Origin of the sequence: Paenibacillus etheri (genome assembly GCF_001012825.1) — a bacterium.
Lineage (GTDB): Bacteria > Bacillota > Bacilli > Paenibacillales > Paenibacillaceae > Paenibacillus_AQ > Paenibacillus_AQ etheri.
Window position 1 is genome coordinate 369,213 of record NZ_LCZJ02000019.1, and the last position, 26,175, is coordinate 395,387.

14 protein-coding genes and 1 pseudogene are annotated in these 26,175 nt (G+C 41.7%); 2 read left to right on the forward strand and 13 right to left on the reverse strand.

All coding sequences use genetic code 11. From position 1 onward, the window contains the following. Window positions 1-134 precede the first annotated feature (134 nt). The 12 genes from UQ64_RS11285 to UQ64_RS11340 form a co-directional block, all read right to left on the reverse strand. Window positions 135-5,741 (reverse strand): golvesin C-terminal-like domain-containing protein, encoded by a 5,607-nt coding sequence (locus tag UQ64_RS11285; protein WP_060623560.1) that lies wholly within the window; start codon window positions 5,739-5,741, stop codon window positions 135-137. 273 nt (window positions 5,742-6,014) lie between these two features. Continuing rightward, complete coding sequence (locus tag UQ64_RS11290) at window positions 6,015-7,223, reverse strand: SGNH/GDSL hydrolase family protein (protein ID WP_060623561.1); 1,209 nt, start codon at window positions 7,221-7,223, stop codon at window positions 6,015-6,017. Window positions 7,224-7,240: 17 nt separating this feature from the next. Then, a complete protein-coding gene (locus tag UQ64_RS11295; RefSeq protein ID WP_060623562.1) occupies window positions 7,241-9,472 on the reverse strand; it encodes an FAD-dependent oxidoreductase in 2,232 nt (743 codons plus the stop codon). A gap of 84 nt (window positions 9,473-9,556) precedes the next feature. Further along, window positions 9,557-11,182 carry a response regulator transcription factor gene (locus UQ64_RS11300; RefSeq protein ID WP_245237927.1) on the reverse strand — a complete coding sequence of 542 codons (1,626 nt, stop codon included), beginning with the start codon at window positions 11,180-11,182 and terminating at the stop codon, window positions 9,557-9,559. Then, window positions 11,179-12,918: a sensor histidine kinase gene (locus UQ64_RS11305; RefSeq protein WP_060623564.1), complete on the reverse strand. Its 1,740-nt coding sequence runs from the start codon at window positions 12,916-12,918 to the stop codon at window positions 11,179-11,181. Before UQ64_RS11305 ends, UQ64_RS11300 begins: the two co-directional genes overlap by 4 nt. Window positions 12,919-13,206: 288 nt before the next feature. Then, window positions 13,207-14,793, reverse strand: a complete 1,587-nt coding sequence (locus UQ64_RS11310; RefSeq protein WP_060623565.1) for an extracellular solute-binding protein — start codon at window positions 14,791-14,793, stop codon at window positions 13,207-13,209. 65 nt (window positions 14,794-14,858) lie between these two features. Then, window positions 14,859-15,728, reverse strand: coding sequence for a carbohydrate ABC transporter permease (locus tag UQ64_RS11315; RefSeq protein ID WP_060623566.1), 870 nt, complete (start codon window positions 15,726-15,728; stop codon window positions 14,859-14,861). Between the two features lie 13 nt (window positions 15,729-15,741). Beyond that, window positions 15,742-16,689: an ABC transporter permease gene (locus UQ64_RS11320; protein ID WP_060623567.1), complete on the reverse strand. Its 948-nt coding sequence runs from the start codon at window positions 16,687-16,689 to the stop codon at window positions 15,742-15,744. Between the two features lie 383 nt (window positions 16,690-17,072). Further along, a complete protein-coding gene (locus UQ64_RS11325; protein ID WP_060623568.1) occupies window positions 17,073-17,897 on the reverse strand; it encodes a hypothetical protein in 825 nt (274 codons plus the stop codon). An 85-nt stretch (window positions 17,898-17,982) separates the two neighbouring features. Then, window positions 17,983-18,576, reverse strand: a complete 594-nt coding sequence (locus UQ64_RS11330) for an RNA polymerase sigma factor (RefSeq protein WP_060623569.1) — start codon at window positions 18,574-18,576, stop codon at window positions 17,983-17,985. A gap of 582 nt (window positions 18,577-19,158) precedes the next feature. Beyond that, complete coding sequence (locus UQ64_RS11335) at window positions 19,159-20,448, reverse strand: hypothetical protein (protein ID WP_209445757.1); 1,290 nt, start codon at window positions 20,446-20,448, stop codon at window positions 19,159-19,161. A 128-nt stretch (window positions 20,449-20,576) separates the two neighbouring features. Then, on the reverse strand, window positions 20,577-22,559 hold the full coding sequence (locus UQ64_RS11340; RefSeq protein WP_060623570.1) for a M36 family metallopeptidase: 1,983 nt from the start codon (window positions 22,557-22,559) through the stop codon (window positions 20,577-20,579). A 176-nt stretch (window positions 22,560-22,735) separates the two neighbouring features. Between UQ64_RS11340 and UQ64_RS11345 the strand changes: the two genes are divergently transcribed. Both UQ64_RS11345 and UQ64_RS11350 read left to right on the forward strand, forming a co-directional pair. Continuing rightward, window positions 22,736-24,763 (forward strand): M28 family metallopeptidase, encoded by a 2,028-nt coding sequence (locus UQ64_RS11345; protein WP_060623571.1) that lies wholly within the window; start codon window positions 22,736-22,738, stop codon window positions 24,761-24,763. Window positions 24,764-24,781: 18 nt separating this feature from the next. After that, window positions 24,782-25,342, forward strand: coding sequence for a histidine phosphatase family protein (locus UQ64_RS11350; protein ID WP_060623572.1), 561 nt, complete (start codon window positions 24,782-24,784; stop codon window positions 25,340-25,342). Here UQ64_RS11350 and UQ64_RS32850 read toward each other — a convergent pair. Continuing rightward, window positions 25,343-25,624, reverse strand: a pseudogene (locus UQ64_RS32850) (hypothetical protein); the annotation flags it as partial. Window positions 25,625-26,175 lie beyond the last annotated feature (551 nt).

Consider the following 26,175-nt stretch of genomic DNA (forward strand, 5'->3'; position numbering starts at 1 on the left):
GGCCTATAGCGAGCTGTCCTTATAATCCCCCAAAACACTAATGGCTTCGCCTCTGAAAACAAAGGACGAAGCCATCTAGATTCTAAGAAATAAAAAAGCCGAATGGATCGTTCTCATCCACTCAGCTCATAGGTTTATTTTACAACAATTTGTATAATATCACTTACCGTTGTTCCACTTTCATTCATAAACTCACCACGATATTGATAAATGCCAGGGGATTTCCCTGAAATTTGTGTAATGGCCGATTGAGCACTTGGTGTTTGTGAAGATAAAGATTGCGTTTCAATCAGTTCGTCATTTTCATATAATCGATACTGTGCTGCATTCGTACCCCACCACATATTAGCAGTTATGTTATAGTTCCCATCTTGATCCCAGTTATCACTGGATAACACAGGTTTGCCGGGATTTGCCTCAGCCACGGTGACGGTGTGTGGATCACATGAAGTCGTTCCATACAAATTCGATAACTCACATGTATACACATAGGTTCCATTCGGCTTTCCTTGGATAGGAATAATGGAAGTCTGGGCAGCTGGCGAAACATCGGCCAGTGACTTCGTTTGAATCAATTGGCCATTCTCGTACAACTTATACAGTGAGCCATTGTTTCCCCACCACATATTCATGGTAACCTCATAATTGCCATCACTTAAGCCAGTCGTAACACCGCTATTATCCGAAAGTGTCGGTTTACCTGGCACCCCATTTGAAGGCAATGCCGGACTAACGGAATGCCGTTCGAACTTGACTGCATCAGCCCTCGTATAAATCATATCAGCAGGTAGAGTTGGCGGATCTACCGTTGTCGGAGTAACCCTAGTTAAACGAACATACTCTCTGCCGTCTCCAGTAAAATCGAACGTTCCTAGATTAACCCAACCCGACGAGCCGACGGTTGCATCGATATACGTGACTTCGGTAACTGACTGATGCTTCACTTCTACTTTGACATAATTATCGTTTGCCGTCGTATGAACGAGCTTGTAGATGGAGACCGTATATTTCCCCTCTGGAAACTGGCCTTTCCACGTCGCTGATGATCCTTGAACGGTAGAGTAACGGGACTTAACACCAATTTTGTATCCGGCTAAATTGCTTTGGCTCCAAGACCCTTCTGTCGTGTATAACCCAGTCGTATTCGTGCTGTCGACAATAACCGTTAAGTCCCTGATCGTTATTGTCAAAGACGGTGTTGTTAAGGTCACCCCGTCAATCGTTACAGTGGCCCATACCTCAACGTGATCCGTTTCACCGTCGAGACTTAGAAGGGTCAACAAACCGCTACTGTCCACTTCAGCCAGATCGGTTCGATCAACGAAATACTGCACATTTGCCTGTGTTAGATCACCAATCAGACCGTTATCCAAATAGCCGGTTACGCTCAGTTGTGCAGTTTGAGTCATCTGCAGTTCGGCCCGATCCGACAGGATCACCGCAGACTCCAATTGCGGCATCTGGTTCGGGTCTACCCACATCATCGCATCGGCAACTACCCGGGACTTGTTGGCCTTATTGGTTAATTCCACATATCCACTATCGCCTGCTGCAAAAGGATAAGCTCCCAAGTGAACCCAAGTCCCGTTGGCCTTTGTCTCATCAATGGTGACCGTCTCGGAGCCTCCACTATAATTAACGGTAAATGAGGCATTCGTTGCCCAATTTTCACTGGTAGCGGTTATTTGCGGAAGCTTGTAATACACGCTGTAAGTAACAGTTTCCGGCAGCTCAGGCCTCCATGCAATTCTGCTTGTCGCTGTGCCGGTAGTAGATTTGGCATACACATAGTTATCATAGTAATAGTCGTTAGCTGTTGTATCCCGTATCCAGACGCCTTCTGTCTCCGCCTCCGTATTATCCACAATGATAGATGAACCCTCCTGCCAATCCGGTTGAACTGGAGTTACCGTTACCTGATCAGGCAGATAGAGTGTCCGCTTGCGAGTCTGTTTCCCGTCCGATTCCACATAATAAGTGAAGGTTTGGGATAAATCGTTTACCCGTATCGACCATTCCATCGGATAGATCGTATCTGGAATGGTCGTATACGTAGCCCCGCCATCCAAGGAATAATGGATCGTCACTGGTTTTGTCGTTTTTGCCTGCACATAAGCATCGTAGGCCGTTCCGTCGGGCTTGACGATCAGCATGCCTTTAACCGCATCTATTGGACTGTGGATATCGAAGAAATAACTTGCATCCGATGTATCAGCAGTTCTAACTTGATGCAGCGGCACTTCAATGTTGAGACCTTCTACTATGATAGCGGTTATTCCCTTGCTTGAAACCGTGGCTTGAATGATTCCGCCACTCATAACCGCTTGCTCTGGTGTGCCATTATCGCGGATGATGGTTACGGTATAATCTTGTGCCGGGTTGAACCCAATGATTTGCGCATTCAATTCGATCGGAGTCTGAACTTCAGCTGACGATTCGTTGCTTAACCCGATATAGAATTTATTCCCGCTCTCTCCCGTTATCCAGTTTAATTGAGGATGGTTGGTCTGAATAATTCCCTTGGGCATCCAGAGCCAAACGTCGGAATTACCGTAAAAATTCCCTGGTTTATTTCCATAGAGGTGATATTTGAACCATAAAAAATTAGTTTCAAATACAGAAGGAAATGTAATATTTCCATTCGATTTCAACGATTGTTCGCTGATCAAATAATCCATCGTTTGCCCGAGCTGTCCTGGTATGTGGTGATAATAGATAGATGTAGCCCCGCTTGGGCCTTCCAGAGGAAACTCCGGTTCAAGTTGACTAACGGCGAAGCCCTTATAGTAATAACCTGGATAGCTCGAATATCGACCAATAATCGAATTATGAGCAATATCCTGCAGCAGTTTATCACCTGTATAGAGCGACAATCTCAGCATGAATGGAGCTTCCTGCGCATTCATCCGATAATAGCCAGTTGTACTTCCTGCTTCAAACGTCAATCCATTGGGAGAGACAAGCCAACTATCCGCTTGTACGCCTCCGGCTACATCTTCTGGGAGCTTGATCCGAGGATATTGATATTTACCAGTTTCCGGCCAATGGAATGACTCCGCGTAATTATACGTTTCAGGCTGCGGAATCGTAACGGCACCTTCAGGAACCGGACGAGCAACGAACATAGTTGCATACCGTTTGGCTTCCTTATAAGCAGCATTCAAGTATTTGGGTTCCTGAGTTTCCTCGTAAAGCTCCAAGATCTCCATCCACAGCTTGCTATAATAATAAATGAACTCATTTTTACTCACATTTACGGATGCAGGCGTATCAATATGCTGCATGATATAGCTGTCGGCTGCAGCCTTGGCAGCCTGTAAATACTGCGCATCTCCCGTCATACGATACATCATCAGGGGCTGAATGACAGGACCCCGGTCTTTCTGGTCAGGATCACGCACGAGGTACTCTTCCTGTGCCAGCGCCTCAATTCCTGCCGAAGTCCCCATCATCTGATTGACAGCGGCTACGCTTGAAAAATCAAACGGCAAGGTTGCCATTTTCCATAACGACGGCACACCGTATACTGGCTTCTGCGTCGGCGACCAGCCTATACCATTTCGCGATAAGCCATACTGGACGGACGGCAATGCTCTCGTATCGTAAAGCTGGTCATCCCCAGTCAAATAGTAAGCCCCCAAAAGAACCGCATTCGAGCTTGTTCGAACACTATCCTCGTTTTCGATGTCAATAAAGCCCTTGGCACGGCTCCACCATCCGCTGGGTGACGGGACATAATCAACAGAGTCATCCCCTTGCGGCTCTATCTTAAGTAAATCGATCATATTGAACATCGCATCAGTAAGCGACAGATCTGATACATTTTCCCGGTATGCGGAATAACCATACTCATTGCGAAGAATATCCGCGTAGGACTCATACAAATTGCTTTTTTGAGCGATTAGTCCCATATGAAATTGATAAGTGCTTTCTGCGGTCATTTGCGAATAAGTCCCAAATTGAGGAGCATACAAGATTGGCTGTACGCTGCCTTCGTTGTTGACAAGGCTCATGCCAAGCCCTTGTTTCGTAACACCTCCTGTCGGTTCAAATTCAACCGGAAGCTCATCCGAAGGTACAAATACCCCATACGTCAATGGATTCCCCGAACCGTCATTCTTCTCAACCAGACTCATTGGAGCGCTTAGCTCCCTTAAGCTTGTTGATTCCACCGAACCTACCATTTTGGCGTGTGACCTGAAACCATTTAACACTTCATTGATTCCAGAGATTTGCTCAGTTGTGAAAGACTGATAGCCGATCACATAATTGCCATCCCGACGGGGTGTAAAGGCGAAGGAAACATCAGGTTTGTCCCCTGACATGGACCAGTTCACTTGTAAATCGTAATCGCTTCCATGTGAAGAATCGGTTAATATCGCCGTGTGGCTGTCAGGGAAATCAATCTCGTCGAATGTAATCCAGCGTTTGTTCATCGTATCGTAGTAATTGGTTAGACTCCCCGCATTCCCATCTAATAAGACCCATTGCTCTTCAAGTCTTTCCGCCACATTATTGACAGGCACCCAGTTCCCCGTATCCGAGTCCTTGTAGAACAAATCCCGAACGATGGATTTGCCACCATCCCAAGCTGCTTCATAGAAGGTTGTTTTGTAGCTAGCATTCTCGATGCTGCCTTTTTCCGTGTAACTGAGATTCGCCAATGTACGGCTGCGCAGCGGAGGCAACGGTGGAGCTTGCTGCCGGATATTCCCTTCAAACTTGACCGCATCGGCCCGCGTAATGATCTTTCCGGTCGTAGGTTGCGTTCGGGTCAGTCTGACAAATTCGCTATCATCACCACTGAAATAATAGGACCCCAAGTCAACCCATCCGACCGATGGGCCCGATGAGGGTCTCAGATCCATAAACATGACATCCGTAATCCCATTGTGAACAATTTCAATTTTAACATTACTATCTGCTTCATCCGCCCAATCAAGCTTGTTAAACGAAATTCTCGCTGTCCCTGCTTCCAATCGCGGATTCCATGTGATGCTTCTTCCTACAGCATCGGTAAATTTGGAACTGGAATTATTATATCCCTTCACTCCCGTACTTGTCGTCCAATAAGGAGCGGAGTACCCGTTATTCGCGTTATCTGCATCAGCGGTGACAACACCATCAATCGTGATGCTTCCATCATCAATGATGATCGTCTTATGAGGCTCTTTTTGCTGAATATTCCCTTCGAACTTGACCGCATCAGCTCGCGTAATTATCGTGCTCGTGCTGCTGGTAGACCGAGTCAATTTAACGAATTCTTCACCAACCCCGGAAAAATAGTATTCTCCCAAATCCACCCATCCCGCAGGAGCACCAAACGAAGGTCGCAAATCCATAATGAGAACATCCGTCGTTCCATTATGAACAATTTCAATTTTTACATTGCTATCCGCCTTATCCTCCCAGTTAAGCTTGTATAACGATATTCTTGCCGTTCCCGCTTCCAATCGTGGATTCCATGAAATCGTTCTGCCTGCTGTACTCGTATATTTAGAACTGGAGTTATCATACCCTTTCACCCCTGTACTTGTGGTCCAATTCGGAGCCAAATATCCGTTGTTCTCGTTACCCGCATCAGGTGTCACAACATCATTGATCGTGATGCTCCCGTCATCGATGATAATCGTCTTATACGGTAAGGTCTCCGCGTAAGCGGTCCTTATTCCGACTAGGCTGAAAGGAACTAATATCGTCACGATGAAAACGATTAAGAAAAACAGCTTCCTTATTATCATACAATTCACAGCCTCCCTTAAGTTGATAACGCTTTCAAAGAATGGCGCCCTCCTTTGTTCGAAAATCGTAAAGTAGCAATTAGCCTTATCTTTCTGGCTAATCCCGCTCCGTCGTCGTTTTTATCATAGCATGTCACATTACTGTGAAATTTCTTTAATTTTAAGAATTTCTTATAAGATTTTAAGTAAAAAAGAGACCTACATCATAAATGACGGCTCAACTTCAGCCATTTATGATGTAGGTCTTCCAATTAGACAATGCCTAATGATCAATTATAATGGCGGCTGCACCAATAACAACTTCCCAAGCTGGATCACCGTTTGATCATACCAATCTGGATGCTGCCGAACATGCTCTCTACTTCGTTCATTGCCGCATGCTTCAAACACGGCCGCTTTGTCTGTCTTCTCGGTATCGATTTCAAAGCGAACCGTATGTTTTCCATTCGGGAGCTCCGGCAAGAATACATACTGATTTCGATTATGATCGTTGTGTAGTGTGAATCGATCGATAATAAAGGGTTCCCCACCATCCACCGACACCTTCAATCTGCCAGAATCAGGCCCACCGATATCGAATAACCCGATATGGGTTCCCTCGAACTGCACCATAATAGCCTCTCCAGGATCGACTGCTCGCCATAGGCCGGGGAACAGCCAATTGTACTCGCGCACTAAAGCAGAATCATCGGGCGTCATGTAAGACCATCCTGCGGAAAAATTAGTAAGACCATCCAGTGACAGCATGGTCGCATACTCCCAAGGATTAGCCGGGACCAACGGATTCTGAGGCAAGTGATGTACTAACCTTCCCAGATGACCTCTGAGTTCGATAATTGTCTCAAATGATCGGGTGATCGTATCCGTGTAAATCTGGTGTCCTTCGGGAATGGTCGGATGGATCGAATCATGTGTAAAAATAATGGCTCCGGAAATGGACACGTCTTCCCTTGAGGTAAAAACGAGTTTTCCCTCCGACACCAAGTGACTGACCGCTACGCCCAGATGAATCGAAGGAATACCATAATAGTCGGCCACTTCCTCTTGCATTAGAGCTCCCTTCTGGTATTCCCCAGACTGAAATAAGGCCACATCCCGCTCCTTCAGCGTATAAACGAACAGGATATCGGTAAACCGGCTCCGCTTGCGGATCTGACGGACAATCCCTTCGATCCGCGCCTTGGATTCGGGATCTCCGCCATCGTTACCGACAAATTCAACAAATACTAGATCAGGACGATGACGCAGTACATCTGTCTCCAAACGGGCACATCCCAAATCCGATCCTGTCCCATTAATGCCTGCATTCACAGAGCGGATATCCGCCTGGGGATATTTCTCACGAAGCCAATCCGCCGTCATGACCCTGTAACCTTCAGAACGGGTATTACTGCCGCCGAAATAGACGATTGTTACGGTATCCCCATTTTCCAATTTCTGAATTATATTGGGGAGCCCTCTACGAGGGAATAATTCCTTCATCGTGACTTCACCTGACCTCATTTATCAATTTTAGGAGCAAACCATTTTACAGCAAATACTTCAAAATAAGGCGAACCATAAGTTGCGCAGAAATTAATCCGGATTCGGGTTACACGTTTCGCATCCACCTTATGTTTATTCAACGTGAGATAATTTCCACGAGTTATGATTTTACTCTCGGTTCCGTCTTCTAAGGTCAAGGTCATATCGTAATCTTGGATAAGGGACTCGATTGGGTCGTTAAAATGCTCCAAATCCAGCTGTGAATTGAAAACAAGATGGATTTCGTCCAGATTTTTGGGGCTGGCAAAACAGAATTCCAACCATTCCTGTCCTTCCGTACGTTTAGAAATCCAGCTGTTCGGCAGACCATAAGGTCTGGAGAAGCCGTTGACGACATTTTCAGGACTATACATATTCTGGGATGGTAACAGATCCTTGAAGCAAATGCTCTTATTAAATTTCTTCAGTCTGGATGGCTCTTCCGATCTATAATGGAAGCTGACCGCTCCTGTCATTTTCTCTTCATTTCCGTAGACGGCAAGGCTCGTCGTACCTTCCAATACGATGTAGATTTTGTCGTCAGCCGGTTTCTTGCACCCCAAGTTTAACGTAATCCAGTCGTCATGACCGGCTGCAATAACCAAGCGGTAGTCTTTCAACTCACTGGTGGGAATGTAATTTTCCTTCCGTTCCCCGCCAAACAGCTTCACATGCAATGTTTCCGAATGCTCGGAACTATTTTTAATTTTGATTCGTACGCTTTCAGCCTCGGCTGTCTGAATCGGAAAGACCAAACATAACCCTTTCTCCAAGGGAATCTCTTCGCTTGGATGAAGATTGTTATAGCTGCGCTGAGACGAGGCTCGAATAGTTAATCCGTCAGCGAAGTAAGGATCCAATTCTTCTTGAAGCCCTACAATCGTTTGCCCGTCTCGAAGCAGCAGCGCCTGCAGCTCCCCCATATGATCTTCGACTATGGCCGCTGGGTCTACCTCATATTTCAAACATAACGAAGCAGCCGTTCCAACTGCCTGCCCCATACAACCGCAGGTTGCCATTACCCTTGTAGATCCGAAAGCCACATGAGTAGCACTTATATTGCGACCAGCGAACATAAGATTAGGAATATTTCGTGAATATAAACTGCGGAAAGGGATATTGTACAATCCAGGTACGAAATTCCAAGCTGTAGCCGGTCCGTCATCGTAGATGCCCTTATTAGCATGTAAATCCATATACCATCCACCGACGGATACAGCATCTTCGAAATGCGGCTTTGCTGTAAGATCATTCTGAGACAACATGTGATCACCAATAAACCGCCTCGACTCCCGCTTTCCCGGAATCGGGCATACATAATCCAAGATGAGATTGTCTACATCATCAAATTCGCCGCTATTTTTGATATAATCCCAAATCCCATACACCAATTTCCGCAGTTCCAATGCGATGTCTTCATTATTCTTGATAATATCCATATGTCCACCGTATTCCAGCCACCACAATCCACCAAGCCCGTTGATTTTTCTTGGTAAAGCCCGATGGTTTAAGCCTTTTCTGATACTATCGAAAAAGGCCAACTTCGTAATATCATATGCAAAGCCAGGTCTTTTGTATGGAACGGAATATTCTACGTCACGGGCTTGAAACAAGATCGTATCGCCCATGGTGTAATGGTCCGCCACTTCAGGAGCCAATTCTTCCTTGTATTCATGCTTCGCTTCTCTCCCCCATCGGAAGAGAGCACCTGCTTGATATCCGACAACTCCATCTCCGGAGCAATCGATGTAGGATTGGCTTTCAAAACGAAATTTTCTTTCGGAAGCCAATTGAAGGCCCTCCACCCATTTAATTCTGCCGTTCTCCATGCCCGTTTCATGCACGCATGTATTCAGAAATAGAGAAATGTTAGGCTCACCATAGACCATATCCAACAAGACCGTATCCGAAAGCGAAAGCATAAGCTTCTTGTTGTATACCGGATTATAGTGAAAAATCTTCAACTTGAGTTCTTCCACCAACCCGCCCTCGCGTGCATAATAGGATGGACTGTTTCCGAGATATGCCGACCCGTTGATATGAACCCTGACCTCGCTGCTCGCATTTCCCCCAAGAACCGGTCGATCATTAATAAGTGAAACCTGCAGCCCTTGGCGTGCGGCAGCAATGGCAGCGCATATCCCAGCAATACCTCCACCTACGACGGTTACATCTGCTTTAATAAGCTCCATTTTGATAACCTCCATGATTAGATCCTTCTATCATGGTAATCCTTTTGATGCTCTTTTTTTTACATGATATCGCGAGAAATTTATACATTTTTTGCAACCTTATTTGGATTCATACCGTGTCATTTTTATCCGATATTGCTTAGGCGTATCACCCGTATATTCTTTAAATAATTTACAGAAATAACCTTCATTAACAATTCCTACTTCCTCGCACAATTCCAATAAAGAATAATCCCGAACATTTAACAGCTCGAGAGCTAATTGAATTTTTTTACGGTTGATGTAGCTGATAACGCCCTCGTTCATTGTTTTTTTGAATAAGCTGCTGAAATACGATGGAGCTAAATTCACTTCCTCGGCAATCGCCTCCAGCGTTAATCGCTGTTTCAGGTGTTTCTCTATAAACCGCATAGCGCTCATGATTTCTATACGATGTAAAAGTTGGCCAGCGTGTACATATTCGAAGGTGAAGTCGCCAATATAGGCAAGCTGCTCCCGAAATGTCATAAATTTTATTGGAAACTCTGATGCATCCGTGGTCAACGAGTTCCCCGATTTAAATTTCGCAGTAATGTCTCTGTACAAGTCTTGAAGCATAGGTGCCATGAGGGACTTATGGATTTTATATTTCGTCACAAATTGGTTTAAATCAGAGAGTTCTTTCTCCAGCTCTTCCTTGGAAACTTTTCTTTGTATCCATGTGAGAAAATCAGCCAGTTTCAGCTGAAAGTCCTCCTTTTTGTCATTACGGTAATGGAACCGATGCATGGGTGTTTTGACTACTTTCTCTTCATGATAATAGAAATCCTCACTCACGTTATTAGCTTCCATGTAAGCTTGTTTGATGGATTCCCAGCCTCGGTGCGGACCTCCAAAAGCGACGGATACCCTTTGATTCAAATATTGATGTAAATGGGAGACGATCTGACTACCCAATGAATGGCAAGCATATTCCGTATCCATATCACTGCGATTATTTTCCCAGGAAAGAAAGCCGATAAAACGATTATCGGATAGATCCGCAGCTACACCTCTGCCACCATTCACCACCGTTTCTTCGATTATATTCGTAATCGCATATTTCAAGATGTTTTGATCAGACGCTGAATAATCGTTTCGGAAACTTTCATACAGATTCATTTCAACAATGAAACAGCAATAGTTGGCTTGAAAGAAATGGAATTGCATGCGATTGGCAAAATCCGATGCCCGATGAGAAGGAATTTCGCCTCTGATAAGCTCGTTAAAAAATTGCTTGCGGACTCTATATTTATTTTCAAGCACGGATACGTTTAACGATTGAAATTCCGCTTCTTTTTTCTTAACCTCGTTGACAATCCCGGCTGCCTTATCTAAAGCGCGATCCAAATCGGCATCCCTGAGCGGAACCTTAACAATGTACTCCAATACGTTAGCTTGAATAGCTCTCTGGGCGTACTCAAAAGATGAATAGGCGGTCAAAAGAATGTATTGAGTATGGGGAAGCTTTGGCTTTAGTTGCTCAATCATGGAAATTCCATCCATTCGCGGCATAACGATATCAGATATCACGATATCCGGCTTAAGCTTTACGATCTCCTCTATCCCCTTCAGCCCATTATTCGCTTTTCCCACTAAATGAAATCGCTTATCCCTATGGGAGAGCTCGTTAAAAAACAATTCCAATCTCTGAATGATCAGATCTTCATCGTCAACAATGAAGCAGGTGTATTCTCTCACCATCATGCATCTCCTTTAAACAAGTCTGCTGGGAATAAGGCGCGAACTCGGGTTATTTCCTTAGGTATGCTTATGATTTGGAGTCCGAACTGTTCTCCGTAGTGAAGTCTTATTCTGCCATGAATATTATTTAACCCGATTCTTTTCCTTTTTACTTCCACATCACTTGGTTCTGAAATTAAAATATGCTTTATTTTATCAGTTGGAATTCCCTCGCCTTGATCAACTACTTCTATGATGACGATGCCGCCCTCCCTGTACGCATGAATAGTAATTGGGCCTTCAATTGCCCCTCCGTTATAACCATGGAAGATACTATTCTCCACAAGGGGCTGCAGCAGCATTCGAAAAACTGGAAAATCTATTAACCCTGCTTCGATATTTTCAATCAAGTGGAAGTTCCTGTTATAGCGGATGTTCTGGATCGCGATATAGTCCGATACATTTTGCAATTCCTGACGTAGTGAAACCTTCTCCGAAGCATCGGCTATCCCATATTCCAATATTGAAATGAGAGACTCTATCACCACATCTACTTTCTCTATTTGTCCGAGTCGTATGACATTGCTGATAGAACCAAGCGTGTTATACAGAAAATGAGGGTTTATTTGAGACTGCAGCACTTGGATTTCAAGCTTCCGCTCAAGTTCATTTGAAAGCTCAGCTTCCCGAATCAGTTCCACAATTTGCTGCAGCATACGATCGAATGCTCGGGAGAGATCTCCAAACTCATCGTTTCGGTTAATCGATATTGTAGTAGTGAGGATGCCTTGCTCCACCCGCTTCATTTTTGTTTTGAGTGCATAGAGTGGGTTCCTTATATATTTGGCAATAAAAAAGGAAATGAACAGGCTTAAGAGAAAACCTGCAGCTAGAAGCCCGATATAATAGGTTTCCAATCTGGACAAAGCAGCTTTCAAGCGTGATTCATCGTTGATCGAGATGATGGTCCAGTTGAATTTCTCAGTCGGTTTTTTCAGAAGGGAGACCGGAATGCCATCCTTGGTATGTAGTTGAAGGCTTGTTTCTGTAGTATCCAGAAGTTGTTCCGCTGACGTTTCCCCGATTGAAAAAGTATGATCTTGAATATTCAGTGGTCCTTTATTTTCCGAAAATCCGGCAATAATCTTCCCCGATGCGGTGATTAGAGCCAAATTCATTTGTTCTTGTTTATTAATCTTGAACAAGGTTTCTTCAATGGCATTTAGATCCAAATCTATCGCAATGGCCATAGGAAACGGAGCGCCGTTCAGATATCGAACCATCGTAACTGTCCAGCCGGAATATTTAGATTTGTAAGGATCACTGACGAATGTAGTCCTTCTGTTCTTATCAGCCGCATCAAACAAAGGTTCTCTTTCAGCTAAAGGTTCATCGAATATTCGGGTAGGTGTACTTCCGCCTAAAATGGATAAATCACTTTTGATCAAATAAATATTACTGACGTAATTACTGTTGAGTTCATACAGCTCTCTTAATTGCTTTTTAATCACTTCCGTATTGTCAATGTTGGCTTTCACCGATGTCTCGACCGAGAACAGCATCGTTTGGAAGGAGGAAAAATTAACTGTGAAATACTGATCTACTTTGTCAAGTATTTGGTTGGTGTAATAAATGTCAGTGGTTCTTATTTCCTTTTGGACATAGCGATAAGACAATTGGCTGATCAAGATTATGCAGCTTAATACAAATGCAAACACGATAAAAAATAGTTTTAAAGGCAAGCTGATTCTTCTTCGCATCTATCATCTTCCTTTTAAATCTGTAGTAAACAAATAATAGCATATGATAAGAAGAAACGCCTTCGGCGTCCTTTTTAAGGACGATAAGCGTTTCTTCGAAAAATAGAAGGATAAAGTATAAAGTAAAACTTATACTTTCTTATATTTCAATAAAGAGAGGGGCTAATTATAGCCACTCTCTTTGTTTAAATGATAAGAATTTATATGCTTCGCGCATAAATGTTCCTTATCTTTCTCGCTGAAACGGTACCGTCCTTTAAAAGGACGGCGAAGCCGTTTCTACTTGATTTACTTGATTAAGCCTGCTTCTTTAAATTGCTTGATTACTGAGTCCTTATATTTCTGCATGTCAAACTTGGTTTCCAATGTATTGAGGAAATTGTCCCAGCTCGAAAGAGGTTCTTTGCCAGTCATAAATTTGACCAAGCTTTCATTAATATAACGTTGGCGGTCAGCTGCCAATGAATCGCTCGGGTCTTCAGTCAATAAATTCCCGGGCAAAGTAGCCGCCACGTATTTCTGATTGTTCTCAAAAGCTTCTGCCGTCTTAGGATTCTGGAAGCTGAAGTACTCAGCATCATCACCACGACGCGGCATTCTATAATGATCGACCCATAGGTACTTTTCTTTCATTTCCTTTGATAATTCGGAGGTTTTATTTTTGATCTTGCCGTCCACCAAATCCCAATGAATCCCTTTAATTCCGTATGCAAAATTCGGATAGGCTTCTTTGTCCGTAAAGAGATAATTCAGCATGGACAAGATCCGAATGATTTTGTCCTTATTCGCTTTTTTGGATATGGCCCATGAATTGCCTTGGAACGATTTTCTCTCTACAATTTGATCACCATAAGGACCTGTCATTGGAGGAATGACGATCCATTCCGGCACCTCTCCACTGATTTCTTTCATTTTCTGCTGATAATCTGGTTCCAGCCTGCGGGCATCTCTTATCATGAAGCCAACTTTACCCTTAAATAACTTTTGGTCCAACAAATCGGGAGTATTCATCGTCACCCAGTCTGGATCTACCACTTTGGCTTCCATCATTTTATTAATATAAGCGAGCGCTTCTTTCATTTTTGGGTCGGTATACAGGAACACCGGTTCATTGTCTTTCACATCAATGGCTGAGGGAGGATTGACGCCAAACATCCACATCAAACTATCGAAGCCGTAGGTTTGAAGATTGCCTTCTTTATTCATACCGCCTATGAATCCGTACGTATCGTTTTTGCCATTACCGTCTGGGTCTTTCTCTGTAAAGGCTTTCATAACATCGAATAACTCGTCAGGTGTCGTTGGTACTTCCATATTTAGCTTTTTCAGCCAATCATTGCGGATGAAGAAGCTCCGACTGATACCGTTTACATTATCATAACCTGGAACTCCAATGGTTTTTCCTTGATAGGACATCGCCTCCCAGGAGTCGTTGCTAAAACGTTTCTGCAATTCAGGAAATTGATCCAAATACGGTGTCAAATCCGCAAGAACGCCTTGGTCATAATATTGCGCGAGATCAGCCCGGCTCTTCAAGAAGATCAAATCTGGAATATCTCCGCCCGCAATGAGCGTATTTAATTTAGTCGTTGCTTGCCCTGATTGAGGAATCAGCATTTCCAAGTCGATATTCACTGCTTTTTCCAACATTTGGCGTTGGATATCTTCTTCACGGGGAGGAATCGGAGCAGCAGCATTGAAAGTACCTTGGTTAAACATCGAAATTTTCAATTTGGTTTCAAAGGGACTAGACTGGCCTTGTGAATTACTCGAAGCTGTCGATGTAACCTCTTTTTGTTCCCCACATCCTGACAATACCGTTCCCACACCGACCATTGCTGTCAGAATAGCAAATGTAATCGCTTTACGTTGCATAATGACCTCTCCTTTGCTTCTATATTATCACGGTTTCCCCGTAACAACTCAGGTTGGAATATCTTTTATCCTTTAACCGATCCCAAGAGTACACCTTTGGTAAAATGCTTTTGCATAAATGGGTAAACGATCAAAATCGGAACTGTAGTCACGACAACTGCAGCCATTTGTACAGCGAACGTACTAACAGCTCCAGAATTGGCAAGCGAATCAGCACTTTGTGTTGCGACGTTAAGCAGGATGTTGCGCAAGATCACTTGAAGCGGCATTAAGTTGGAATCGTTGATATAAACAATAGCATCGAAGTAACTGTTCCAATGCCCGACTGCGTAAAATAAGGAAATTGTGGAAAGGACGGGCAAAGACAGGGGTAAAATGATCCGCCATAACGACTGAAGCTCACTTGCACCGTCTACCCTCGCAGATTCCTCGATTTCAGCAGGCAATTGCTCGAAAAAGCCTTTAATGATCACCAGATTAAATGCACTAATGAGATGTGGAATAATCAATACCCACGGACTGTTTAGCAATCCCAGAGAGCGGACTAGTAAATAAGTCGGAATTAATCCTCCCCCAAACATCATGGTAAAGACAATGAATAGTAAAAATGGGCTTCGACCCGGCAAATATTTTTTGGATAACGGATATGCCGCTATTACCGTAAAGAACACATTGAGAGCAGTGCCTACTATCGTTCGAAACAATGTAATTTTATACGCCTGCCCGATACCATGAGAAATGAATACTTCTTTATAGGCTAGAAAGGTAAAGGATTCTGGTATAATAACAATTCCTCTTCTTAACACTTCCGATTCTGGCGTCACTGAAACAGCAACCACATATAGAAAGGGTAGCAAGCAAAGTAGAGCTAGCAAAATAAGAATAAAATAAACGACTGCTTGCCAGATTTTTTCTCCGATTGTCAAATTGATCATATTGATAACCACCTCACCAAATTTGCCCATCGAATTTTTTGGCGAGCTTATTCGCTGCCAACACTAAAACAAATCCGATGACCGCTTTAAACAATCCCACAGCAGTAGCCAAGCCAATCTTAAGTCGCTCGAGCCCTTCACGGTATACCCATGTGTCGATAATGTCGATCTTCTCTTGATTAAAGCTGTTGGCAAACATGAATATTTGGTCAAAACCAGCATCCAGAATATGGCTTAATTTAAGGATCAGCATCAGAATCATAACTCCTCGAATGCCGGGAAGTGTTACATGCCATAGCTGTCTCCATTTGGAAGCGCCATCAATTCGAGCCGCTTCATATAAACTTGGATCGATTCCTGCTAATGCGGCAAGGTACAATATCGCTCCCCATCCAATATCCTTCCATATTTCAGATAAGATGATCAGCAGTCTGCCCCAGGCAGGTTCCGTTAGGAATGAGATGGGTTCAACTCCAGCTTCCTTCAAAATCATGTTAAAAAGACCATCCCCTGGGGCTAATAATGCGACCATCATTCCATAAACAATGACCCATGATAGAAAGTGGGGTAAATAAGTGATCGTTTGTACGATTTTCTTAAACCATTGGGTATAAACTTCATTGAGCAGCAAAGCAAGTATGATAGGAGCTGAAAAACCGAACAATAGCTTATACAGCGATATGATTATCGTATTTCTCATGATGTCCCAGAAATAAACGCCGTTCATAAAATCTGTGAAATTTCTAAATCCCACCCATGGGCTATCCCATAGTCCCAAAGCTAGGTTATAGTTTTTAAAAGCAATAATGATTCCCGCCATAGGAATGTATTTGAATACGGCAAAGTAAACTAATGCGGGTAACAAGAGAGCGTACATCACTTTATACTTTTTTATCGTTCTTAACCAAGAATTCCGCTTTTTGGTGAGGGGAATGGCGTCCGCTGCCAATTTCGCTTGCATAACATCACCTCGTCTCTATTTATATTTGTATAATAGCATCCCACTATCGGATAAATTTCTGTGATTTCAAGAATTTCTTATAAGATATTAAGTAAGTACTGCCTTGGATAATTCCATTACAATAGGCATAAAAAAACGGAATGAGTTTATTGGCAACTCCCTCTCTTCGACTGCATTCATGATGCTGAATTCCTATAACATCTTTAACAATTACATTTAAGATGAATATGTATTAATGTGAATTTACGCTGCTAAAACGCACAAAAGGCTGAGAATCTTAATCGGATTCTCAGCCTTTTATTAAATCAATACGGAGTTAATTCATTTAAAGAGGAATCAACCCCAATTAGCTTTGGAGAAGATTCCCATTGTTTAAATATTTATTATTCCAAATAGCCTTCGGCAAGTTTCATCAGGGTTTCTTTGCTTACTTTATTTATGTCTCCACGTAAAGTATAGGCGTATTTCACCTTTTTGTCTGGGCTCTCGTATACCCATTTCAGCTCATGCGTCTGCGAAGGAGCAAATTCTGTATGCAGCATTTCTACTCCCTTCACTTGAACCTTCTCCTGCTTAAATTCAACGTTCTCGTCAATATACATTGTAGGTTCGCTTTTTCCACTCAGATTAGTGATATTAACCCCGATTTTATCTTCGCCATTTTGATACGTAGCAAAGAGAAGGAAAAACTGATCTGTCATTTCAACCGGCATCATGGCATATCCCTGATTGGATTCTTCCGCCTGCTTTCTCAGCTTTTCTGCCATTTTCTTTTTTTCTTCCGAAGAAGGAGGATTCACTTCCTGAGCATTTTTAAAGATTACGTCCGCCTTTTGGAATGTATAATTTCCATTGACTTTGTCTGCGATCTTAATGGATTTATCCGTAATCTTATCTCTCAACTGAGAAAGATCTTGGAAGATAGTCACCTTCGTTCCAAGAATTGTTTCATGATTCGGATTATTGGCAACCATATAGAACAGCCCAGCTTCCCCATTCTTTAGCACCTTATCCTTAAGTTCATAAAATGCCTTGTAACGCTCTATCTCATCTTTCGATTCTGTTTTTCCGTAATCTTTCGTCGATTTAGTCTCATATACGACTTCGCCATCCTTATTCGTCAAAGAATGATATTGAACTGCCGCATAACCTGTGGAGGCCATTAACATCATCCCTACACACGCAGTCAAAACAACTTTATATTTCATAAAAAACCTCTCCTTTTCTTTTGGCTTAGCATGTAATATTCTCATTACTTTTCCTGTCAAGTCGGCTTCGGGAATGCGCGGGTCATCAAACAGTCTTTTCAAATCCCGATCCCTGTCCATATTCATACACTCCCACTCCCTTCACTTGAGCATAATACTTTCGAAATTTTGCAGATGCACGTTCGTACTTTTTACGAAGGCTGGCACTGTTTTTGCCGAGAATCAATCCGATCTCCTGGTAGCTTTTATCCTCGACACAACGTAAGATTAACAAATTACGCTCTTCCACCGATAATTTTGCCATGGCTTGATGTACGGATTCATCAAAATAGTTGGCTTCAATATGCAAGTCGACTTCATTATTTTCTTTCTCATCCTGGTAGAAGAAAGGCAAATATTTCACCAACTTTCGCTTACGGATGATGTCGATACATTGATGGTAAGCAATCTTGTATACCCAGGCGCCAAAATTCATTTGATATTGGGTATATTTCTTCAAGGTGCGGAATGTCTTCAAAAATACTTCCTGTGCGTTATCCTCGGCTTCGGCATAATTGCCCAGCATATGATAACAGTAGAGAAAAATCGGTTTTTGATAAACCTCCATGATTTTCTCGAATTTTTCTGTCTCCCCATTCAACACATCTGCAATGATCTGACTTAACTCCGTATCATTCAAGCTGTCTCCCCCCCTTTCACTCTATACAACGAAGAGCTCGACCCAAAATGTGACAGCAATAAAAATCACTACAATCTAAATCGAGCTTCGCAAGGAGCTTGTTCAGCCTTTTCCGTAATCCCACCAAGTGCACTACAATACCACACAACCAATCGCTCATTCCGTCGGTATCTTGGATGGTATCCTCGCGATAGTCAAAGAATTATCTGTTTAGCGATGTTGGATGACTGTTTCTGGCACGGACCAAGTTTTTGTCTTTTACGGCAATAGTACCATGTCCTTGTCCATCATCGCGCTAAAATAAAAAATCCGCGCTCAGCGCGGATTTCAAAAGGACTATATTCTTGACACTTACAATTTTCACTATACAACTATCGCCAATCGGACAATTTTCTTGTCACCCGGCAATTACATTTGGTGATCTATTCCATTAAAACCAAGTTAGAGGCGGTACTGATCTGTGTTGGTCAAGTTCGAAACTTTGTGGCTTCACACCATAAATGATCTCATTTAATTCTTCCATCTGAGCAATTGAATGTTCATCACTATGTGAATGTTTCGGCCCATCCCATGGGCGATCATTTAAAACCCATTTATCACTTTTGAACCACGGGACACCATCAATCTGTATTCTTTCAATTGCCCTTTATGCACAGTCTCATGAGCTTCAAACCAGTCATTGATTCTATCGTCCACCCAACCGTGTAGTCTCCAGAAAACAGGGTTTACGTGAGCCGAATAAGTGTCCCCTAAAAAATCATAACTGGTTCGATCCCATTTTAATGCGTTTATATCGCGCTCATCACGGCCAGTTGGAATCGGAACTAGATCTTTGTCACTAGGAACTGAAGCCCATCTTATGTGCATGTCGTTATGCACTGACCACTCAATTAATGAGCCCAGTTCATAAAGTGTCAAAGTTGCAAGATATTGCGGATTTTTAAACTTCCGATCCCACCATTTCATTCTTGACCAATAATGTCCATCACTTTTTAACTGTGCGTTGCGTCTATCGAACTCTTCGTTTCCTGTAATCCATAATGGTGGAACTGTGAACCCATTCGGATTACCTGGTGGAAAAACAGAAATATTACCGTTATCAAATTTCGGTTCGATCAAGTAAGGACCAGGGGCAGGAATAACGCTCCATCCTTTTATTGGTTCTGTCATCATCGAGTTAACATGCATAATCATTTTGCGATGCATGAACAGAAAATCCTCACCTGAACCATTTAACACAATAGGATCTTCATATGGTGTTATGGATGGCCGTTCGTCATCTATCTCACCAGGTTGCCATCCTCTTTTTCTAATTTCATTTTTCTTTGTTTCATCCAGTCTGGTCCATCTGTCTCTTACGCTGTGCCAAACACTATGATGTAATCTGTGCATTCTTGTTGAAAGCATAGACAGCACATTCTCCGGTAAGGGAATTACTTGGCTAGGCTCTAAAAACTCACGCTTCACAGCAATAAATGAACCAACTACTCCAGCAGGCTTTCCATCATGAGGTACACTTCGAATAACTGTACCAGTCATTATCGTTTTCTTCTCTGTCCCGTCTATCCAGTTTGGTGTAATCTCTCCATTATAATCATAGACCCAATCTTCAGCATCAGTTTTTTTAACCCCTGTACCTTGGAATCTAAAATTACTTTTCTCAATGTAACCATAAATAAATAACCTTGCATCTTTCGGGTCCGGTTTCTCAGATCGAAAGACTAACTGGCCACGAATCGTGCCTGGTTCAGACTTCATTTCGAATACTAGTTCACCTTCGCCAAATTTTATTTTGTTAAAATCTCCAACTTCTTCAGGAACATTAAGAAAGCTACGGTATGTCCATACTCCTGCAAGCTGTTCATTTATCATTTTTATGGCATCCCTTCTCGTGAAAGATAATAAACTTTTTATAACCTTATTGTGCTGTCGGATGCGGTTGTCAAAAAGGCTCACTCAAACTTAAGTGAGCCTTTTTTCATGTAAAGCCAAGGGACTGTTTAGATATTCTGTGGCAGTTCAAAATCTGCAACTATTCCATTTAAGGTCGCTCCATTACTTCTTGCATTAGGACCCATACCAAATTTACAAAAAGCTTTCCAGGCACATTGATTTGCTGTTATAAAATCATCTTCACTGAGTTGATTAATTAATCTTAGGTCTCGAATTGCATTTAACATATTATCTCGTGCATCGATTAGACTTGGGTTTGCACGAGAAATTTTCAAACTGTCAATTACAGTTCTCCAAGTCAAGTTATAACCTTTATCCTTCCCAAATTTTTCTACTAATCTTCGATTTAAATACATTAAAGTAGCGCACCAGATTTCACCAATATTATGTTCGTCATCTTCAGTGTACCGTCCCGTTCCGAGATCGCCAAAGTGATCGGGAAAATCATCATCATACTTAAATTCACGAATTCCTCTATTATTATTAACTACCCAAGCTCCTGTAACCACTTTTTCTTGTGTACGACTGAAATTTTGGATTGTAAGAGCAAAGTAATCACTCCAACCTTCACCCATTCCACTACTTTGTGCCATATCCAAAGAGTTTTGATCCAAAGGTCCCCCAACAAGTCTATTCGTTACACCATGAGTGTACTCATGGAATATAACATCAGCGTCTAGCGCCGTATGACGATTAGTAGAAGACACGACACCAAGGTTCATAATCGGATTTCTTCCATCAGCAGGTGTTCTCATGTTAGCTGTCCCGAATACAGGTCCAGAAAATACATTTACTTTAACATGGTCTTTCTCCAAACCTAATTCAGTAAAATTTTCGTCTTGAAAATTCCCTGATTTTTCATCGAAACCAAGTATATAAAAAAAATCATGCATGTAGTTGCAAAAATAGAAGGCATTTAGTATTTTCTGATCATCTCCAGAATCATCAGAAGGAATAAATGTAACCTTTTCATGGTCTAGCTTTCCTTCCATTGGTACAGCCGGCGTGCATTCAGCGGTTGAAACGTTTGAATCACACATCAGTGTCTGCGTGCTGTTTCCAATGGTCTTGGTTTCCTCTACCCAATCAACAGGAAACGTATTAGGAAGTGCTGATGATGGTTTGACTGGATATTCAGTTATGGGTCTCGGGAATGGAAAGAGTCTTCGCTGTTCCCCACCGTTAAACTCGTAGACACTTCCTTCAGCCTTCATATGAAAACTTTTCCTTTGACAGAGTAAAACCTCGCTCGATTGTTTCTGATCAGCTGCTACAATGAATTCATACTGCTCCATAGTATCTTGAAGGGTAATTGCAAAGTGCCAAGCTAAACGTGATTGTGGATACTGTGGGAATATCGTTAAATGTGCTGTGATGTTTTCTTCAAACACTCCTTTGTCTAATACCGTGTACTGTGCAGGGGATGGAAACGTAGTTAATACTTTAGGGGAATATCCTGCCGTATTAATTTTTACATTTGGAAGTGGTTGCCCCCACCCATCAACTTGACCTTCAGTTGAAGTCTGGTTAGCAATAATATACTCATTTGCTGCTACTATTGCTGAATCCACATCAGTTTCAGGTATGAGGTTGATTTCTTCATTTAAACTCACATTATCCCCAACAATGTCTTCAAGAGTGCCATTTTCCTTAAATCGACAGGTTCTAGACATTTGATAAACCGGTACCCCGCGATAAACCTGATGCAAATGAACAACAGATGTATTTGCACTTGTTTTGATTACCCTAGGATCCGGAACAAATTCCATTCCTTCCCTTACTGAATCCCTAGAAAACCCCAAGACAGAAGAATTATGATTAACCGCTTCTATTGCCCTTGTTATGAATGACTCATCAGTATTCGACGCCTCAAGATTCAACATTACAAATTTAACATTCCCTGTTAGCGGATTTATTGTGGATTTTGAGGTTTCTTTCTTCAACTCGGGATCACTGAAAGATTCGTCCGGTCGATTAAGCTGCGGCTCGTTAGTAAAGTGGTAAATTCTTTTATCAATTTGTTTAATCATAATTCTATTATCTCCTTAAGCGATATATTGTTGTTTAATCATCGAACCTTATTTTTTACAAGTACTTACAAAGTATCCGATGAAATCAAATCCAATTAGACCACTTTTTAATTATCATAAATATGAATAAGGTTTGAAATATTAATTACGAATACATATTGAAAGGGGATAACTTAATGTCAACGAATATAAAATCAATTATTTTTTTGTTTGACCAATCATTCGGCATGCTTCGTTTTAGTGAGAAGAGTGAAGTAGTTGGAGTTGATTTCTTACCGGGGATCATCACATTGATGGAAAGCTTACAAAGTTTTAATGTAGAAATGTTTTTGTTCTTGCCTGAAGTATCTGAATCTGTGGAAAATTTGAAGAATTATTTTCCTCAATTCAATCGAATTGTCATTTATCAAAATACAAGCGTGCTTCAGCAAGAGTTAAACCCATATCTTGTACGTGCTAATTCAACGATTTTAGTTTCTTCCGATCGTGTCTTGAGAAGTTCAGCTGCTGAATTAGGTTTTATATCCACTCCCCATCCCCAAGTAGCCTTAAATATATTGAATAATAAGATATCTGAAATGGTTCTGATTTTTGGATCAAAAGAACAATGTAGAAGTATAAGTGACGGGTTACCCTATTTTTATTACAAAATTGAAGATAATCGTTGGTGTATGCTTTCAGTTATGGTGGAGGAGAACTTTTCAGAATTACAAAAAAATGGGGTTATAGTAGAAAAGTTATCTATAGATTTGTCAACTGAAGATCCGATCTTCGTAGAGATTGAAGAATGGAATAAGGAAACGGAGGAAATTCTGAAGAAGCATAAAGTACTATCCATCGAGGGTAGAAAGATCATTGTTGCGTTAGGCCCCGCTGAACTCAATGAATCCCTACATGTACATGGGCCGAACGGTCATGCACATCCACAACTGCTTTTACCCAGTCCAGAAATGTTGTATCCAGTTAACGACTTTAGGAATGATAATAAAGTTGTTAATAATACCGATTTTAGTGAATTGAACATGGAGAAAATTACAGCTTCTACTCCAGAATCCTTTGAAGCTATAGTAAAGCGTTACAGTGGAAAACTAGACATAGACCATGACGGACCCATTAAATCTCGTCATGTTTTACATCCTGATAATGTCAGAGTAATTAATGCACTTCAACAGGATTTATCTGAACTCGGATTATGTCCAACCGTACATCGTTTTAACTTCAATGGGATTTCTTTAAATAACGTAATTGCTGATTTACCCGGTATCGTACCTTCCTCTTTTGAACTAAATGTTAAAGAAAAACTAAGAGAACTGTTTCAACAATACCCAAACCCTATGCCCATTGAAAATTGGTTACCTTCCGTTAAAAATATTGTTGGAAACGAATGGTTCACATCTAAAATCACAAATGATGCGAATCCAATTGCTCTAAGAAGATCAATAGAGGATTCGGTTGGGCTAAGTCCTTGGTATCCATGGTGGTTACAATCTTGTACCCTTCCAGACTCTGAGGCTAAATTAATTATTGTAGGATGTCATTTGGATTCTACAGCTGCTAATGATAGCATCTACCATCCTGATTCTGATCCCGCGCCTGGAGCAGATGATGATGCTTCTGGAATAGCGGCTGTTTTGTCAATTGCTAAGTGTCTATTGGAGTATAAGGAGCAGCTAACTCATACCGTCCGATTTTGTTTTTTTAATGCTGAGGAGTCAGGACTTGTTGGCAGCAAGGTATATGCATCTATGCTTAAAGCGACAGGCGCACCCGTCAAAGCTGCAATATGTATTGATATGATTGGCTTCAACAGTGATCAAAACCATCTGTTTGAAATCCATGCAGGTCATATTGATGCAGATATTCGGAATGCTTCTTTACCTATAGCTCAAACTATAGCAAATCATGTTGTTGGAGTACCATCTCTGTCCCCACCTCAAATCTATCAAGGGACAAGTACGGATACTAACCCCGACCGAACTTTATTCGATGGTGCGATCGGTAGAAGTGACCATGCATCTTTCCATCAACAAGGGTATCCGGCTGTTGTTGTTTCTGAAGATTTTTTTATCAATTTTCCATCTGAACCTGTGGATGATCCAAATCCAAATTATCATCATGCAAGCGATTTGTTTATCGATGCTTCTTATGGGTCGAGCATAACAAATGTGTTAGCCAATGCAGTTTTAGAACTCGCCAGAAAATAAATGAGGGAGTGTTTTTATATGGATCAAAACTCAACTATTTACGTTATTCGACACGGTGAGGCAAGTTCTAACGAACCAGATGCACCGCTGACTGAAGTTGGCCAGAAGCAGGCTCAACAATTGGCTGAATTTTTATCTCGGTTCACCAATATTGAAAATAGTCGATTAATTAGCAGTCCTTATTTGAGAGCAAGCAAAACGGCTGAAATTGTTGCGGCACGAATAAACCAAACTTTCTCCAAAGATAAAAGACTACAAGAACGCAATATAGGCGATTACCAGGGAAGTAACTTATTTGAAGATCTAAAAAATCACTTTTCCGATACGAATCATAGATTTCCAAATGGTGAATCTAACGGAGAAGTACGTGTTCGTGCAACCAGCCTAATAGATGAAATAAGGCATGATAATCAACATCCCACTTTCTTGTTTACCCATCGTTTGACAATGATGATCTTGTTTAATTATTACGATCAAAATTGGGATTTTGATAAGGGAGTGTCAATAACGAACCCCGATGTGTATGAATTACAATTTGTTGATGAAATACCTAGTATTAGACGGGTTTGGAGTTTGTAATTAATTTTTAGAAGGAGCAGAATTTACTTTCAAATTAATTCTGCTTCTGCTTCTTCTTATCCTACTATGAACGATTAACCAGTAATATGAAGCGTAAGTCATGTAACTCTTGCTCCTTAGGTCCTGCTCCCCGAATTGAATCGAAGCTGTAGAACTCAACACGATTGTGCCCTTATCTCCGAATATATCCATTTTAAGTCCAGTCTGATGTTTGAATCCACCTTGAAAATGAACGCTGGCTGCTGCAACGTTAGTTAATTTTCCTGTAATCATTATTTGATCATCCGTCGTTTTCTAAATGAATTTATGAATATCCACCAATTCGAATTTAGGAAACTGTTGTACTGTGACAGCAGAGAGTTCTGTAAAGTTCCCAAGCATGTAGGTAAATGCATCAAGATTATATATCTTTAAATTGGCTGATAAACTTTTCAAACATTGCCTTCCACCAATTTATCGATATCACACCCGCCGCTGACCATTCTCAGATATGTATTTTATGAAGGTGAAACTGTTGTTTCAATTATAGATTCGCCAAACAGAAAATCCAATATCTTTACTTTCCCTTTCGATTTTCACCTCGATATGGATAATATCAAAACTTCTTCCCTGCTTCACCTAGCTGAATTTTTCATGATAGGTTCTATATCCTGTCCCTTCCCTCCTAAGAATGCTGAAGATGAGCCAGAGCACTGTAGAATATTTGGTATATTGGTAGAGTGTTTTTTGACAGAAAACTGGTTTTGTCCGTTTACTATAAAGCGCTTACATTTTAATATAGGTATAGAAAGAAGCGAGTGAAACTTACTAATCATTGGAGAACATCCATAAAA

What these genes read in the sequence shown, in the direction of transcription:
- UQ64_RS11285 (WP_060623560.1), bottom strand. Translation starts at nt 5,741, where the DNA reads ATGATAATAAGGAAGCTGTTTTTCTTAATCGTTTTCATCGTGACGATA.
- UQ64_RS11290 (WP_060623561.1), bottom strand. Translation starts at nt 7,223, where the DNA reads ATGAAGGAATTATTCCCTCGTAGAGGGCTCCCCAATATAATTCAGAAA.
- UQ64_RS11295 (WP_060623562.1), bottom strand. Translation starts at nt 9,472, where the DNA reads ATGGAGGTTATCAAAATGGAGCTTATTAAAGCAGATGTAACCGTCGTA.
- UQ64_RS11300 (WP_245237927.1), bottom strand. Translation starts at nt 11,182, where the DNA reads ATGATGGTGAGAGAATACACCTGCTTCATTGTTGACGATGAAGATCTG.
- UQ64_RS11305 (WP_060623564.1), bottom strand. Translation starts at nt 12,918, where the DNA reads ATGCGAAGAAGAATCAGCTTGCCTTTAAAACTATTTTTTATCGTGTTT.
- UQ64_RS11310 (WP_060623565.1), bottom strand. Translation starts at nt 14,793, where the DNA reads ATGCAACGTAAAGCGATTACATTTGCTATTCTGACAGCAATGGTCGGT.
- UQ64_RS11315 (WP_060623566.1), bottom strand. Translation starts at nt 15,728, where the DNA reads ATGATCAATTTGACAATCGGAGAAAAAATCTGGCAAGCAGTCGTTTAT.
- UQ64_RS11320 (WP_060623567.1), bottom strand. Translation starts at nt 16,689, where the DNA reads ATGCAAGCGAAATTGGCAGCGGACGCCATTCCCCTCACCAAAAAGCGG.
- UQ64_RS11325 (WP_060623568.1), bottom strand. Translation starts at nt 17,897, where the DNA reads ATGAAATATAAAGTTGTTTTGACTGCGTGTGTAGGGATGATGTTAATG.
- UQ64_RS11335 (WP_209445757.1), bottom strand. Translation starts at nt 20,448, where the DNA reads ATGATAAATGAACAGCTTGCAGGAGTATGGACATACCGTAGCTTTCTT.
- UQ64_RS11340 (WP_060623570.1), bottom strand. Translation starts at nt 22,559, where the DNA reads ATGATTAAACAAATTGATAAAAGAATTTACCACTTTACTAACGAGCCG.
- UQ64_RS11345 (WP_060623571.1), top strand. Translation starts at nt 22,736, where the DNA reads ATGTCAACGAATATAAAATCAATTATTTTTTTGTTTGACCAATCATTC.
- UQ64_RS11350 (WP_060623572.1), top strand. Translation starts at nt 24,782, where the DNA reads ATGGATCAAAACTCAACTATTTACGTTATTCGACACGGTGAGGCAAGT.